This is a genomic window from Pseudomonas sp. TH07, assembly GCF_016651285.1.
Taxonomy (GTDB): Bacteria; Pseudomonadota; Gammaproteobacteria; order Pseudomonadales; family Pseudomonadaceae; genus Aquipseudomonas.
Genome location: NZ_JAEKED010000001.1, coordinates 343,304 through 357,372 on the forward strand (window position 1 = coordinate 343,304; position 14,069 = coordinate 357,372).

General features: G+C 61.5%; 12 protein-coding genes and 1 other RNA gene. All 13 read right to left on the bottom strand.

Annotation, left to right across the window (positions count from 1 at the left end; translation table 11 throughout):
* Window positions 1–3 precede the first annotated feature (3 nt).
* The 13 genes from JFU57_RS01660 to rnpB all read right to left on the bottom strand — a co-directional run bounded on the left by JFU57_RS01660 (window position 4) and on the right by rnpB (window position 14,025).
* Window positions 4–972, bottom strand: a complete 969-nt coding sequence (locus JFU57_RS01660) for a D-alanine--D-alanine ligase (RefSeq protein ID WP_201127813.1) — start codon at window positions 970–972, stop codon at window positions 4–6.
* Complete coding sequence (gene murC / locus JFU57_RS01665; protein WP_020297544.1) at window positions 969–2,426, bottom strand: UDP-N-acetylmuramate--L-alanine ligase; 1,458 nt, start codon at window positions 2,424–2,426, stop codon at window positions 969–971. The genes JFU57_RS01660 and murC overlap by 4 nt, the downstream gene beginning before the upstream one ends.
* A complete protein-coding gene (gene murG / locus JFU57_RS01670; RefSeq protein ID WP_201127815.1) occupies window positions 2,419–3,489 on the bottom strand; it encodes an undecaprenyldiphospho-muramoylpentapeptide beta-N-acetylglucosaminyltransferase in 1,071 nt (356 codons plus the stop codon). Before murG ends, murC begins: the two co-directional genes overlap by 8 nt.
* Window positions 3,479–4,696 carry a putative lipid II flippase FtsW gene (ftsW, locus tag JFU57_RS01675; protein WP_078472396.1) on the bottom strand — a complete coding sequence of 406 codons (1,218 nt, stop codon included), beginning with the start codon at window positions 4,694–4,696 and terminating at the stop codon, window positions 3,479–3,481. Before ftsW ends, murG begins: the two co-directional genes overlap by 11 nt.
* A complete protein-coding gene (gene murD, locus JFU57_RS01680) occupies window positions 4,693–6,039 on the bottom strand; it encodes a UDP-N-acetylmuramoyl-L-alanine--D-glutamate ligase (protein ID WP_201127817.1) in 1,347 nt (448 codons plus the stop codon). The genes ftsW and murD overlap by 4 nt, the downstream gene beginning before the upstream one ends.
* 5 nt (window positions 6,040–6,044) lie before the next feature.
* Entirely contained in the window at window positions 6,045–7,127 is a 1,083-nt protein-coding gene (gene mraY, locus JFU57_RS01685) for a phospho-N-acetylmuramoyl-pentapeptide-transferase (RefSeq protein ID WP_020297548.1), read from the bottom strand.
* Entirely contained in the window at window positions 7,127–8,494 is a 1,368-nt protein-coding gene (locus tag JFU57_RS01690) for a UDP-N-acetylmuramoyl-tripeptide--D-alanyl-D-alanine ligase (protein ID WP_201127819.1), read from the bottom strand. Before JFU57_RS01690 ends, mraY begins: the two co-directional genes overlap by 1 nt.
* Complete coding sequence (locus JFU57_RS01695) at window positions 8,487–9,950, bottom strand: UDP-N-acetylmuramoyl-L-alanyl-D-glutamate--2,6-diaminopimelate ligase (RefSeq protein WP_201127821.1); 1,464 nt, start codon at window positions 9,948–9,950, stop codon at window positions 8,487–8,489. Before JFU57_RS01695 ends, JFU57_RS01690 begins: the two co-directional genes overlap by 8 nt.
* Entirely contained in the window at window positions 9,950–11,674 is a 1,725-nt protein-coding gene (locus JFU57_RS01700) for a peptidoglycan D,D-transpeptidase FtsI family protein (protein ID WP_178102983.1), read from the bottom strand. Before JFU57_RS01700 ends, JFU57_RS01695 begins: the two co-directional genes overlap by 1 nt.
* Complete coding sequence (gene ftsL, locus JFU57_RS01705) at window positions 11,674–11,967, bottom strand: cell division protein FtsL (RefSeq protein WP_078472401.1); 294 nt, start codon at window positions 11,965–11,967, stop codon at window positions 11,674–11,676. Before ftsL ends, JFU57_RS01700 begins: the two co-directional genes overlap by 1 nt.
* Window positions 11,964–12,911, bottom strand: coding sequence for a 16S rRNA (cytosine(1402)-N(4))-methyltransferase RsmH (gene rsmH, locus JFU57_RS01710; protein ID WP_446739657.1), 948 nt, complete (start codon window positions 12,909–12,911; stop codon window positions 11,964–11,966). The genes ftsL and rsmH overlap by 4 nt, the downstream gene beginning before the upstream one ends.
* Window positions 12,908–13,363 (bottom strand): division/cell wall cluster transcriptional repressor MraZ, encoded by a 456-nt coding sequence (mraZ, locus tag JFU57_RS01715; RefSeq protein WP_020297554.1) that lies wholly within the window; start codon window positions 13,361–13,363, stop codon window positions 12,908–12,910. The genes rsmH and mraZ overlap by 4 nt, the downstream gene beginning before the upstream one ends.
* Before the next feature lie 308 nt (window positions 13,364–13,671).
* Window positions 13,672–14,025, bottom strand: an RNA gene (gene rnpB, locus JFU57_RS01720) — RNase P RNA component class A.
* Between the last annotated feature and the right edge of the window lie 44 nt (window positions 14,026–14,069).

Consider the following 14,069-nt stretch of genomic DNA (forward strand, 5'->3'; position numbering starts at 1 on the left):
GACTTAACCTCGCGCCTCTTCGTGACTGGCAACGCTCGCCGCCAGGATCGCCAATACCAATTGCTGGAAATCCAGGCCGGCCGCCCGAGCCGCCATCGGCACCAGGCTGTGATCGGTCATGCCAGGAGCCGTGTTGACCTCCAGGAACCAGAACTGCCCGTCGGCGTCCTGCATCACATCGGCACGCCCCCAACCGGCGATACCCAGCGCCTCGCAGGCTTTCGCCGTGAGGTCCATGAGCTCTTGTTCCTTGGCGCTATCGAGACCGCATGGGATCCGGTACTGGGTATCGGAAGCCACGTACTTGGCGTCGTAGTCGTAAAAAGTGTGGGGCGTGCCCAGGGCGATAGGAGGCAACACCTGGTCACGCAGCGTCGCGATGGTGAACTCCGGACCTTGAATCCATTGCTCAACCAAGACTTGCGAATCGTAGGTACTGGCCGCTTTCCATGCGTCGATCAACTCTGACGCGGAAGTCACCTTGGCCATACCGATACTGGAACCTTCATGAGCCGGTTTGACGATCAAAGGCAGGCCCAGTTCCGCCACCGCAGAAATACAGTCGGCTTCGCTGCTCAGCACGCTGTGGCGCGGAGTCGGAATACCCAGGCTGTGCCACACCTGCTTGGTGCGCAGTTTGTCCATGGCCAGGGCCGACGCGAGGATGCCGCTGCCGGTGTAAGGAATGCCCAGGCACTCCAGCAGGCCCTGCATGCTGCCGTCTTCACCGCCACGGCCGTGAAGAATGATAAAGGCGCGATCGATCTTCTCGTTCAGCAGGCGCTGCAGGAAGTCATCACCGACGTCGATGCCGAACGCATCGACACCGGCGCTTTGCAGGGCCTGGAGCACGGCATTGCCGGACTTGAGCGAGACTTCGCGCTCGGCGCTCTTGCCACCGAACAGCACGGCGACGCGACCGAAGGCTTGCGGCTCGATGGTCGAGAACAGGTTGGCGTAGGCGGCGGTCATTTCGACTTCCCCTGTACAGCAGCCACAGCACCGGCAAACAGCGGGCTGCTCAATAGTTTCGGCGCGAGGCCGCCGATATCACCGGCGCCCTGGCACAACAGAATGTCGCCGGCACGCAGCAACGGCTTGACCAGCGGCGCCAGGTCGACGCCACGCTCGATGTAGATCGGGTCCAATTGCCCACGCTGACGAATGCTGTGGCACAGCTGACGGCTGTCGGCCCCCGGGATCGGCTCTTCGCCGGCCGGATAGACTTCCATCAGCAGCAGTACGTTGGCGTCCGCCAGGACCTGCACAAAGTCGTCGTACAGATCACGGGTCCGGCTGTAGCGGTGCGGCTGGTAAACCATCACTAGACGACGCTCAGGCCAGCCACCACGCACGGCCTTGATCACGGCGGCCACTTCAGTCGGGTGGTGACCGTAATCGTCCACCAGCATCACGTTGCCGCCTTCTACCGGCAGCTCACCGTAGACCTGGAAGCGACGACCCACGCCCTGGAAGCCCGAAAGGCCCTGGACAATGGCTTCATCGCTGACGCCTTCATCGCTGGCGATGCAGATGGTCGCCAGGGAATTGAGCACGTTGTGATTACCGGGCATGTTCACCGACACATCCAGTGGCGCCCGGTCGGGACGCAGCACGGTGAAGAAGGTCTGCATGCCTTGCTGGCGAACATTGATCGCCCGCACGTCGGCGTCTTCGCTGAAGCCGTAGGTAACGGTCGGACGCTTGACCAACGGCAGGATCTCGCGAACCACCGGATCATCCAGGCAGACCACGGCCAAACCGTAGAACGGCAGGTTGTGCAGGAACTCGACGAAGGTTTTCTTCAGCTTGTTGAAGTCGCCGTCGTACGTTGCCATGTGATCGGCATCGATATTGGTGACCACGGCCACCAGCGGCTGCAGGTGCAGGAAGCTGGCGTCGCTTTCATCGGCCTCGGCGATCAGGTAACGGCTGGTCCCCAGTTGTGCATTGGTGCCTGCTGCATTCAGCCGGCCACCGATGACGAACGTCGGGTCCAGGCCGCCAGCGGCAAACACCGATGCGATCAGGCTGGTGGTGGTGGTCTTGCCATGCGTACCGGCCACGGCGATGCCGTGGCGATAACGCATCAGCTCGGCGAGCATTTCGGCCCGCGGCACCACCGGGATCCGGCGCTCCAGGGCGGTGGCGACTTCCGGGTTGGAGGTGTTCACGGCACTGGACACCACCAGCACATCGGCACTGGCGGCGTTCTCGGCACGGTGACCGATAAAGATCTGCGCACCGAAAGACTCCAGGCGCTCAGTGACCGGCGACGCCTTGAGGTCGGAGCCGGAGACTTGATAGCCCAGGTTCAGCAGCACTTCGGCGATCCCGCACATGCCCACGCCGCCGATACCGACGAAGTGAATACGACGGATGCGGCGCATTTCCGGCTGATGCATGGCTTTCTGGTTCTCAACCATGGGCCACCTCCAGACAGATATCGACCACATTGCGGGTAGCATCGGGTTTGGCCAGGCGACGCGCGGCGTCGGCCATGTTGTTCAGTCGTTCCGGTTGCATCAAGACCTCTGTCAGGCGTGCGGCTAGATCCGCAGCACCAGTCGTTCTTTGCGGCATCAGGAAAGCAGCGCCTTCACGAGCCAAATAATCGGCATTGCGAGTCTGGTGATCGTCGATCGCGTGGGGCAAAGGCACCAGCATCGAGGGCAGACCGGCGGCAGCCAGTTCACTGACAGTCAGCGCACCTGCGCGACAGACCACCAGGTCGGCCCAGCCATAGGCTTGGGCCATGTCTTTGATAAAGGGCTGCACTTGCGCCTCGACGCCAGCGACGCGATAGCGCTCGGCAGTCACTTCATCATGGTTTTTGCCGGCCTGATGAAACACCTCCGGACGCAGCTCGGCCGCGACCAGCGCCAGGGCTTCTGGCAGCAATTTATTCAACGGTTCCGCCCCCAGGCTTCCGCCCAGAATCAGCAACCGCGCCTTGCGTCCGGCCAGGTCCTGGCGCGGGGTATCGAGGAACAGCTCGCGGCGTACCGGATTGCCGGTGGTGCGCCGGCTGTCGGAGGCAGCAAAGGTGTCCGGGAAAGCTTCGCAGACTCGGGCAGCCAACGGCACCAGCAGCCGATTGGCGGTACCGGCGACGGCGTTCTGTTCGTGAACAATTACCGGCACGCCGGACAGTTTCGCCGCGACGCCGCCAGGGCCAGTCACATAACCACCAAAACCCAATACACAGACCGGCTTCAGTTGAGCAATGATTTTGCGGGCTTGGAGCACGGCCTTGATCAGCACGAACGGGGCCTTGAGCAGGGACAACTTGCCCTTGCCTCGCAGACCGGTGACGTTGATCAAGTGCAACGGCAAGCCAGCGCCGGGCACCAGTTCGTTTTCGATGCCACGGGGGGTCCCGAGCCAATGCACGGTGTAGCCACGGGCTTCGAACTCGCGGGCACAGGCCAGGGCCGGGAACACGTGGCCGCCGGTGCCGCCGGCCATGATCAGCACATTAGCGCCCATGGCTTGGCTCCTCGGCGAAGTCGCTCTCGCTGAACTCCATCTCCTCGCTGCCCAGGTGGGTTCGACTCTCCCACTCGATGCGCAGCAGCAAGCCCAGGCAGGCGCAGCAGATCACCAACGAACTGCCACCATAACTGAGGAACGGCAGCGTCAGGCCCTTGGTCGGCAGCAGGCCGACGTTTACCCCGATATTGATCAGGAACTGACCAATCCACAGGAAAGCCAGGCCATACGCCACATAAGCGGCGAAAAATTGCTTGGCCTTCTCCGCCCACAAACCGATGTACATGGCGCGCACGCAAACGAATACAAACAGCCCGACGGTAGCCAGCGAACCAACCACGCCCAGCTCTTCGGCAAGTACCGAGAACACGAAGTCGGTGTGGGCTTCAGGCAGGTAGAACTGCTTCTGCACACTGTTGCCCAGCCCGACACCCAGCCACTCACCACGACCGAAGGCGATCAGCGCCTGGGTCAACTGGTAACCGGAACCAAACTGGTCGGCCCAGGGGTCGGTGAAGGTAATCAGACGGGCCATCCGGTAGGGTTGGGCCTGGACCAGAATGGTCACCGCCGCCACTGCCAGCACCACCATCAAGGTGAAACGGAACAAGCCCACGCCGCCGAGGAAGAGCATGGCCGCGGCCGCCCCCATCATGACCACGGTGGCACCGAAGTCGGGCTCCATCAGCAACAGGCCGGCCATGGGCAGGAGGACGATGAACGGCTTGAAGAAGCCCATCCAGCTTTCGCGCACTTCCTTCTGCCGCCGCACCAGATAACCGGCGAGGTAGATCACCACAAATACCTTGGCGATTTCCGAAGGCTGCACGTTGAAGAAGCTGAAGCCGATCCAGCGCATCGAGCCGTTGACCTCACGGCCGATACCCGGCAACAGCACCATCACCAGCAAACCAAAGGCACCAATCAGCATCAGCCAGCCCAGGCGCTGCCAGGTGGCGATCGGAATCATCATGGTCACGATGCACGCGCCCAGGCCGATCACCAGGTAAATCAGGTGGCGAATCATGTGATACAGCGGATTGCCCGATTGCACCGCGGCTACTTCAGACGAGGCCGAGGTGATCATCACCAGGCCCAGGCCGAGCAAGGCCAGGCAGCCGGCGAGCATCGGGAAGTCGAGGTCGATACCGCGCCCGGTAATGATCGGCGACGGATAAGGCTTGATGATGTTCCCGAGGTTCATGCCAAGCCCTCCACAGCCTGGGCAAACAGCTGCCCACGCTCTTCGTAGTTCTTGAACATGTCGAAACTGGCGCACGCCGGCGACAGCAGCACCGCATCTCCAGGCTCGGCCAATGCGCGGCTGCGCTCGACCGCCTCGAGCAACGACTGCACCCGAACCAACGGCACCGCGTCGCCTATCGCTGCGGCAATCAATTCACTGTCACGGCCCATCAACACCACGGCCCGGCAGTTGGCGGCGACCGGATTGCGCAGGTCCTTGAAGTCGGCACCCTTGCCATCGCCACCGGCAATCAGCACCAGCTTGCCGCTGATGTCCGAGCCCAGGCCTTCGATGGCCGCCAGGGCGGCACCAACGTTGGTGGCTTTGGAATCGTTGTAGTAGGCCACACCGTCCAGGTCTCGTACCCACTGGCAGCGGTGCTCAAGACCGGCAAAGGTCCGCAGGCTGGCGAGCATGGCATCGAAGGGCAGGCCAACCGCGTGCCCGAGGGCCAGGGCTGCCAGGGCATTGGACTGGTTGTGCGCGCCACGGATTTTCAGCTCGCTCACCGGCATCAGGTTCTGCAAGCCGAAGGCCAGGTACTTCTCGCCCTGCTCTTCACGCAGGCCGAACGCCTTGAAATCGGGCACGCCCAGACCGAAGGTCCAGCACGGCAAACCTTCGCCGATCAATGGCCGGGTCAGCGCATCCTGGCGGTTGAACACCACTTGCCGCGCGCCACGGAAGATCCGGTGCTTGGCCAGGTGATAGGCCGGCAGGCCGCTGTAGCGGTCCATGTGGTCTTCGCTGATGTTGAGCACGGTGGCCACTTCGGCGTTGAGCTGGTCGGTGGTTTCCAGCTGGAAGCTGGAGAGTTCCATGACGTACAGCTCGACGTCGTCGCTGAGCAGGTCCAGCGCCGGAGTGCCGAGGTTGCCGCCCACGGCTACGCGTTTGCCCGCAGCAGCAGCCATTTCGCCGACCAGGGTGGTCACGGTGCTCTTGGCATTGGAACCGCTGATGGCGACGATCGGCGCCTTCGCGTTACGCGCGAACAGCTCGATATCACCGGACAGCTTCACACCGCGGGCAGCCGCCGCTTGCAGGGCTGGGGTCGCCAAGGCCAGGCCGGGGCTCACGTAGAGCTCATCGGCGCGGCACAGGAACTCCACATCCAGCTCGCCACAACGCACTTCCACCTGCGGGTAGTCACGGCGCAGCGTGGCCAGCTCCGGTGGATTTTCCCGCGTATCGGCCACGGCAAACGCCACGCCCCGGCTCGCCAGGAAGCGAACCAGGGACATGCCGCTCTTGCCGAGGCCGACAACGATGCGGAAGTGGTCAGAAGCGATCAGAGACACTCGTTCTACCTCAGCTTCAGGGTGGCAAGGCCGATCAACACGAGAATCACGGTGATGATCCAGAAACGGACGATCACGCGCGGCTCGGGCCAGCCCTTGAGTTCAAAGTGGTGGTGAATCGGCGCCATGCGAAATACGCGGCGACCGGTCAGTTTGAAAGAAGCAACCTGGATCACCACCGACAGGGTTTCCATCACGAACACGCCGCCCATGATGAACAGGACGATTTCCTGGCGGACGATCACGGCGATGGTGCCCAGGGCCGCGCCCAGCGCCAGTGCGCCGACGTCGCCCATGAAGACTTGTGCGGGGTAGGTGTTGAACCAGAGGAAGCCCAGGCCCGCACCGATCAACGCACCGCAGAACACAATCAACTCACCGGCGCCCGGCACGTAGGGAATCAGCAGGTATTCGGCGAATTTCACGTTACCCGACAGGTAGCAGAAAATACCCAACGCGCCGCCGACCATGACGGTCGGCATGATTGCCAGGCCATCGAGGCCATCGGTAAGGTTGACCGCGTTGCTCGAACCGACGATCACGAAATAGGTCAGGACCACAAAACCGGCGCCCAGCGGGATGCTGATGTCTTTGAGCATCGGCAGGATCAGCGTGGTTTCCACCGCGCTCGGTGCCGTGACATACAGGAAAATCGCCGCGCCCAGGCCGAACACCGATTGCCAGAAATACTTCCAGCGGCTTGGCAGCCCCTTGGAGTTCTTCTCGATCACCTTGCGGTAGTCGTCGACCCAGCCCACCGCGCCGAACAGCAGGGTCACGATCAGCACCACCCATACATAGCGGTTATGCAGGTCGGCCCACAGCAGGGTGCTGATACCGATGGCCGACAGGATCAGCGCGCCACCCATGGTCGGGGTGCCGGACTTGGACAAATGCGACTGCGGGCCGTCATTGCGCACCGACTGGCCGATCTGCAGGCTTTGCAGGGTCCGGATCATCCATGGCCCCAGGAACAGCGACAACGACAGCGCGGTCAGCACACCCAGGATCCCGCGCAGGGTCAGGTACTGAAAGACCGCGAAGCCTTTGTGGAACTGTTGCAGATACTCAGCCAGCAGCAGCAGCATTAATGTTTCTCCGTACTTGAACCGCACAAAGCCGCGACGATGTTTTCCATCACCGCGCTGCGCGATCCCTTGATCAAAATGGTGGTATTTGGGTCTTGCTCGACGTTCAGTGCCGCAATCAGATCGGCCTGGCTGGCGAAGTGGCGAGCGTGCTCACCGAAGGCGGAGACGGCATGCGCCATCAGCGGCCCGACCGCGTAGAGGGCCGACACTTTGCCGGCAGCGTATGCCCCTACATCGCGGTGCCCCTGCTCCGCCCACTCGCCCAACTCGCCGATGTCTCCGAGCACCAGGACGGTGCGGCCGGAAAAGCCGGCGAGTATATCAACGGCGGCGCACATCGAGGTGGGGTTTGCGTTGTAAGTGTCATCAATGACCCGCATACCGTTTTTCGCCAATTGCGCGACGGTACGGCCCTTGACCGGCTGCACCGCATTCAAGCCGGTGGCGATGCCAAACAGGGAAATATCCAGGGCATGCGCGGCGGCGGCGGCGGCCAGGGCATTGGCCACGTTGTGTGTGCCCAACAGATTCAATTGCACCCGCTCCTGCCCCTTGGGACTGTGCAGGGTAAAGGCCGGGCAACCGCGGGCATCCAGGGCTACATCACTGGCGTGCAGGTCGGCGGCGCTATTGTTCAGGGCGAAGCTCAGCACCTGGTGATTACCGGCGCGGGCCTTCCAGATCGGGAATGCCTTGTCGTCGAGGTTGAGCACGGCGATGCCGGAAGCATCGAGCCCTTGCAGAATCTCGCCCTTGGCTTCAACGATTTTTTCCGGGCCGCCGAATTCACCAACGTGGGCCGTCCCGGCGTTATTGATCACGGCCACCTGAGGCTGGGTCATGGCCACGGTGTAGGCAATCTCGCCAATCCGCGAAGCACCCAGTTCGATCACCGCCGCCGTGTGTTCCGGGGCCAGTTCCAGCAGGGTCAGCGGAGCGCCGAGGTCGTTATTCAAGTTGCCACGGGTCGCCAGCACGGGCCCGCGGGTGCGCAGGATACTGGCCAGCATTTCCTTGACCGTGGTCTTGCCGCTGGAGCCGGTAATGGCCACCACCGGTTTATCGAAGGCCGCACGGTTGAGTGCCCCCAACTGCCCCAGTGCGAGGCGGGTATCGCTGACCAGCAACTGCGGCAAGGTGCTGTCAGGCACCTCGCGCTCGACCAGGGCGCCGACTGCACCTTTGCTCGCAACATCGTTCAGGTAGTCATGGCCGTCGAACCGCGGACCGGTCAGAGCAATAAAGAGCTGCCCCGGCTTGATCGCCCGGCTGTCGATACTGACGCCATCAAAACTGCAATCCGCAGCAACCAGGCGCGCATTGAGTGCGGAGCTCAACTCACTGAGTTTCAGAGCCTTAAGCATGGGCCACCTCCCATGCAGTCAACGCCCTGTCAGCCTCGACCAGATCGGAGAAGTCATGGCGCTCGCCCTTGATTTCCTGATAGTCCTCATGGCCCTTGCCGGCCAGGACCACCACGTCGTCCGCCGAAGCACTGGCGATCAACTTGGCAATGGCCTGTCCACGTCCCGCGATGAAATCGACCTTATCCACCGCACTGAAGCCGGCCCGGATATCGTCGAAGATCAGCGCCGGGTCTTCGGTACGCGGATTGTCGTCGGTCACCAGTACACCATCGGCCAGGCGCTCGACCACTTGCGCCATCAGCGGACGCTTGCCGCGATCGCGATCGCCGCCGCAACCGAACAGGCACAGCAGACGTCCCTTGGCGTGCGGGCGCAGGGCCAGCAGGACTTTTTCCAGGGCATCCGGGGTATGGGCGTAATCGACCACGACCAGCGGCTGGGTGCCGCCACCCAGGCGCTGCATACGTCCGATCGGGCCCTCAAGCTTGGGCAGCACGCGCAGGATTTCGTCCAACGCATAATCCAGGCCGAGCAAGGCACCGACCGCAGCCAGTACGTTGCTCAAGTTGAAGCGCCCAAGCAGGGTGCTGCGCAAATGGTGCTCGCCTTGCGGGGTGACCAGGGTTGCGCGTACGCCGTCGTCGTCGAACTGCGCGTCTCGGCAGTACAGGTACGCCGAGCTGTCTTCAAGGCTGTAGGTGATCAATCGCGAGTCGTGTTTTTCAATCGCCAGTTGCCGACCGAACTCATCGTCAAGGTTGATCACCCGGCAACGCAGGTCGGACCAGCCGAAGAGCTTGGCCTTGGCCTCGCCATACGCCTGCATGGTGCCGTGATAATCCAGATGATCGCGGGACAGGTTGGTCAACACCGCCACGTCAAACGCCAGCGCGGTAACCCGCCCCTGGTCCAGGCCATGGGAAGAAACCTCCATGGCTACCGCCTTGGCACCGGCCTTTTTCAGGTCGGCCAATGTCGCCTGCACGGCAATAGGGTTGGGCGTGGTGTGCATGCCGCTTTGCAGCGCACCATAAAAGCCGCTGCCCAGGGTACCGACAATCCCGCAGTGCTGACCCAGCAGGTCCAGAGCCTGAGCCACCAACTGGGTAACGCTGGTCTTGCCGTTGGTCCCGGTGACCCCAATCAGGTTCAGGTGGCGGCTCGGATCGCCGTAAAAGCGCCCGGCAATATCCGACAACTGCGCCGCCAGGCCCTTGACCGGAATCAGCGGCACATCGGTGATCGGCAACACGGTGGCGCCTTCCACTTCATAGGCCACGGCAGCTGCACCACGCTTTAACGCGTCGGCAATGTGCTCGCGCCCGTCGAATTTCCCGCCCGGCACGGCGAGGAACAGATCCCCGGCACGTACGTTGCGGCTGTCCAGCGACAACTCACGGATCAACAGGTCGCGACCGGCGTGGGCAAAAATCTTGTTCAGGCTAAGAGACATCAGCCGCGCCCTCCTTTGGCAGGTGCTGCATCGGCTTGCTGTGTAGGGGGCAAGTTGTCCGGGGTGATGTTCATCAGGCGCAGGGTGCCGGACATCACTTTGCTGAACACCGGCGCCGAGACCAGACCACCGAAGTAGCCGGCCTTGCTCGGTTCATCAATCACCACCACGATCGCGTAGCGCGGGTCGCTCATCGGACCAAAGCCGGCAAACAGCGAGCGGTAGGAGTTTTCGGCATAGCCCTTGGTGCCAACCGATGTCTTACGTGCCGTACCACTCTTGCCCGCGACGTGATAAGCCGGGACCTGGGCACGGAACACGCCGCGCGGGGCCTCGATCACTTGCTGCAACATGCCTTGCATGGTTTTGGCGACATTTTCCGGAATCACCTGGGTGGTGTCCGGTGCCTTGTCAGTTTTGATCAGGGTCAGCGGTGCGATTCGACCGTTGTTGGCCAGCGCCGAGAACGCGTGAACCAGCTGGATCGCAGTCACCGACAGGCCGTAGCCGTAAGACAGCGTGGCCGTCTCGGCCTTGCGCCACTCGCGGTAGTTCGGCAGGTTGCCGACACGCTCACCCGGGAAGCCGAGGCCGGTGTCCTGGCCGAGACCGATCTTCTGCGCCAGGCGGAAAATGGTTTCGCCGCCGATATCGAAGGCGACCTTACTCATGCCCACGTTACTGGAATTGATCAGAATCCCGGTCAGATCGAGCACCGGGCCTTCAGTCTTGGAAACGTCGCGAATGGTGTATTTGCCCAACTGCAACGTACCGGGGTACACCTCGACGGTATCGCTGGGCTTCCAGCGACCGGTCTCCAGGGCCGCACTCATGGAGATCGCCTTCATGGTCGAGCCGGGCTCGAATACGTCGATCATGGCGCGGTTGCGCATCATCGCCGGCTGCAGGTTGCGACGGTTGTTCGGGTTGTACGTCGGCTGGTTGACCATGGCCAGGATCTCGCCGGTCTTGACGTCCATGATCACCAGGCTGCCAGCCTTGGCGCCGTTCTCGACGATGGCATTGCGCAGTTCGCGGTTGGCCAGGTATTGCAGGCGCAGATCAATCGACAACGCCAAGGGCTTGCCGGCCTTGGCGTTTTTGGTGACCTGGACATCCTTGATCAGCCTGCCACGCCGATCCTTGATGACCTGTCGTTTGCCGGCGACCCCGGCCAGCCATTCGTCATAGGCGAGTTCGACACCTTCACGACCGCGATCGTCGATGTCGGTAAACCCGACCATATGCGCAGTGACTTCACCGGCCGGATAAAACCGGCGGAATTCTTCGATGCCGTAGACCCCCGGCACTTTAAGGTCCAGCACGACTTGGCCCTGCTCAGGCGTCAAGCCACGCACCAGGTAAATGAACTCTTTATTGGCCTGCGCTTCAAGGCGCTCGGACAGGGCTTTTGGATCCTGGCCCAGGGCTGCTGCCAATGCCGGCCACTTGTCCTTGGCCGCCTGCATTTCCTTGGCGTTGGCCCAGAGGGTGGTGACTGGCGTACTGACAGCCAGAGGCTCACCGTTGCGGTCGGTGATCAAACCACGGTGGGCGGGAATCGGAATATGCCGGACGCTGCGCGCATCGCCCTGGCCCTTGAGGAAGTCACGGTCGACCACCTGCAGGTCGACAATGCGCCAGGCGATTGCCGACACCATCACCGCCAGCAGCCCCAGGACCACTCGGAAACGCCATGGGTAGAGCGCGCCCTCGAGTTTCATCATGGCGCCACCATCCGCACTTCAGCAGCACCGGGGATGTGCATCTTCAACTGTTCGGTGGCCAGCACTTCAATGCGGCTATGAGCCGTCCAGGTACTTTGCTCGAGAATCAACCGGCCCCATTCAGCCTGGGCCTTGTCGCGCACGCTCAGTTCACCGTACAGCGAGTTGAGCAACTGACGGTTCCAATGCGCGCTGTAAGAGACAGCGATAGCGGAGACCAGCACCCCGATAAATAGCAGGAGCATGAAAAAGCTCCCGCCCGGGAGCGGTTTGGCGAAGAGCTTGCTCAACGGAGCTTCTCCGCCACGCGCATGACCGCACTGCGGGCACGCGGATTGGCTTTGAGTTCAGCCTCGGAAGCGAATTGCGCCTTGCCATGGACCTTGATCTTGGGCACAAAGGCTTCGAAACGCACCGGCAGGTTACGCGGCAGGTTATCGGTTTCACCCTTCACCAGGCGGCGCATGAACAATTTGACGATACGGTCTTCCAGCGAGTGGAAACTGATCACTACCAGGCGACCGCCCACTTCAAGGGACTCCAGCGCCGCCTCGAGGCCGGCTTCCAGGTCGCCCAATTCGTTATTGACGTGAATACGCAAACCCTGGAAAGCGCGGGTGGCCGGGTTCTTGCCCTTTTCCCACGCCGGGTTGGCGACTTTCAAGACTTCTGCCAGGTCGGCAGTGCGCTCGAATGGCTGGATTTCACGACGTTCGACCACGGCGCGCGCCATACGACCGGAAAAGCGTTCTTCGCCGTATTCCTTGAATACACGGGCGATTTCTTCAACCGGCGCCGTGGCGATGAACTGCGCAGCGCTGACGCCACGAGTCGGGTCCATGCGCATGTCCAACGGGCCATCATTGAGGAAACTGAAGCCGCGCTCAGGGTCGTCCAACTGCGGCGAAGACACGCCAAGATCCAGCAGCACGCCGGTGACCTTGCCTGCCAGGCCGCGCTCGGCGACTTCCGAACCCAGCTCGGCAAAGCTGCGCTGCACAACGACAAAGCGGCCGTCTTCGGCCGCTAGCGCTTGCCCGGTGGCAATCGCTTGGGGATCCTTATCGAACCCGAGGAGCCGACCATCCGGCCCGAGCTTGCTGAGAATCAGCCGGCTATGTCCGCCACGTCCGAACGTGCCGTCCAGATAGCAGCCATCAGGACGTACGGCGAGAGCCTCGACGGCTTCGTCCAGCAGTACGGTGATGTGGTTAAAGCCGCTATCAATAGTCACAGGATCAAATCACGCAGTTCATCAGGCATAGAGCCCGGTTGTTGAATAGCAGCCAGGTCCGCTGCAGAAACAGCATTCCAGGCATCCTCGTCCCACAATTGGAACTTGTTCAGCTGGCCAACCAACATCGCGCGTTTATCCAACTTGGCATACTCACGCAGACGAGGCGGCACCAGGAAACGACCGCTGCCATCGAGCTCAAGGTCGACGGCATTACCAATCAGCAAACGTTGCAAACGACGGTTTTCTTCGCGAAGCGAAGGCAGTGCGCGCAGTTTGGTTTCAATCAGCTCCCACTCGTCGAGTGGGTAAACACATAAACAGGGATCAACGGCGTCGATCGTGACGATTAACTGCCCGGAACTTCGCGATTCAAGCTCGTCACGATACCGGCTCGGCATGGCGAGACGGCCTTTTGCATCGAGACTGATAGCGTTAGCTCCGCGAAACACGTCAGCGTTTCTCCAAATTTTAGCGTTTTACGCCCAAAAAACCCACTTCATGCCACTTTCCGCCACTTGCGCACACTATAGGAATGCGCCCACCACACCGTCAAGGCGCGGAGCGACGGAAAAGCCTTATAGAACGGAGATTTAGGAGACTAAAAGAAGGGGCAACGAGAATTTGGATGAGGTTTTGACCCATTAACTTGAAACAGCTCAATGCGCTGCACTCAGAAGTTAAAGTGATTTGTTAAGAGTAAGATTTTTTCGGTATTACAAAAGCGCTTCTGCCAGTGATTCCAGCAGGGAGGGAAAAAGTGGAGAGTCGATCTGTAAGCCGGGTTCTGTCGAGGACAGTCATTCCTCTACGATGGCCATCACTGGACATCTTTAGCAACCTACCCGGTTCCAGCGCGGGCCACGCCTTGGAACCCTATTTGGTCTTGCTCCGAGTGGGGTTTACCTAGCCACGAACTGTTGCCAGACGTGCGGTGCGCTCTTACCGCACCTTTTCACCCTTACCGGCACCGAAGTGCTTAGGCGGTTATTTTCTGTGGCACTTTCCGTAGGCTCACGCCCCCCAGGCATTACCTGGCACTCCGCCCTATGGAGCCCGGACTTTCCTCCCCCCCCTAATTTTCATAGAGGGCAGCGACTGTCCAATCGACTCTCCGCCGCGCAGGTTAACGGCAGAGAAGCCGAAGAACAAGCGCTA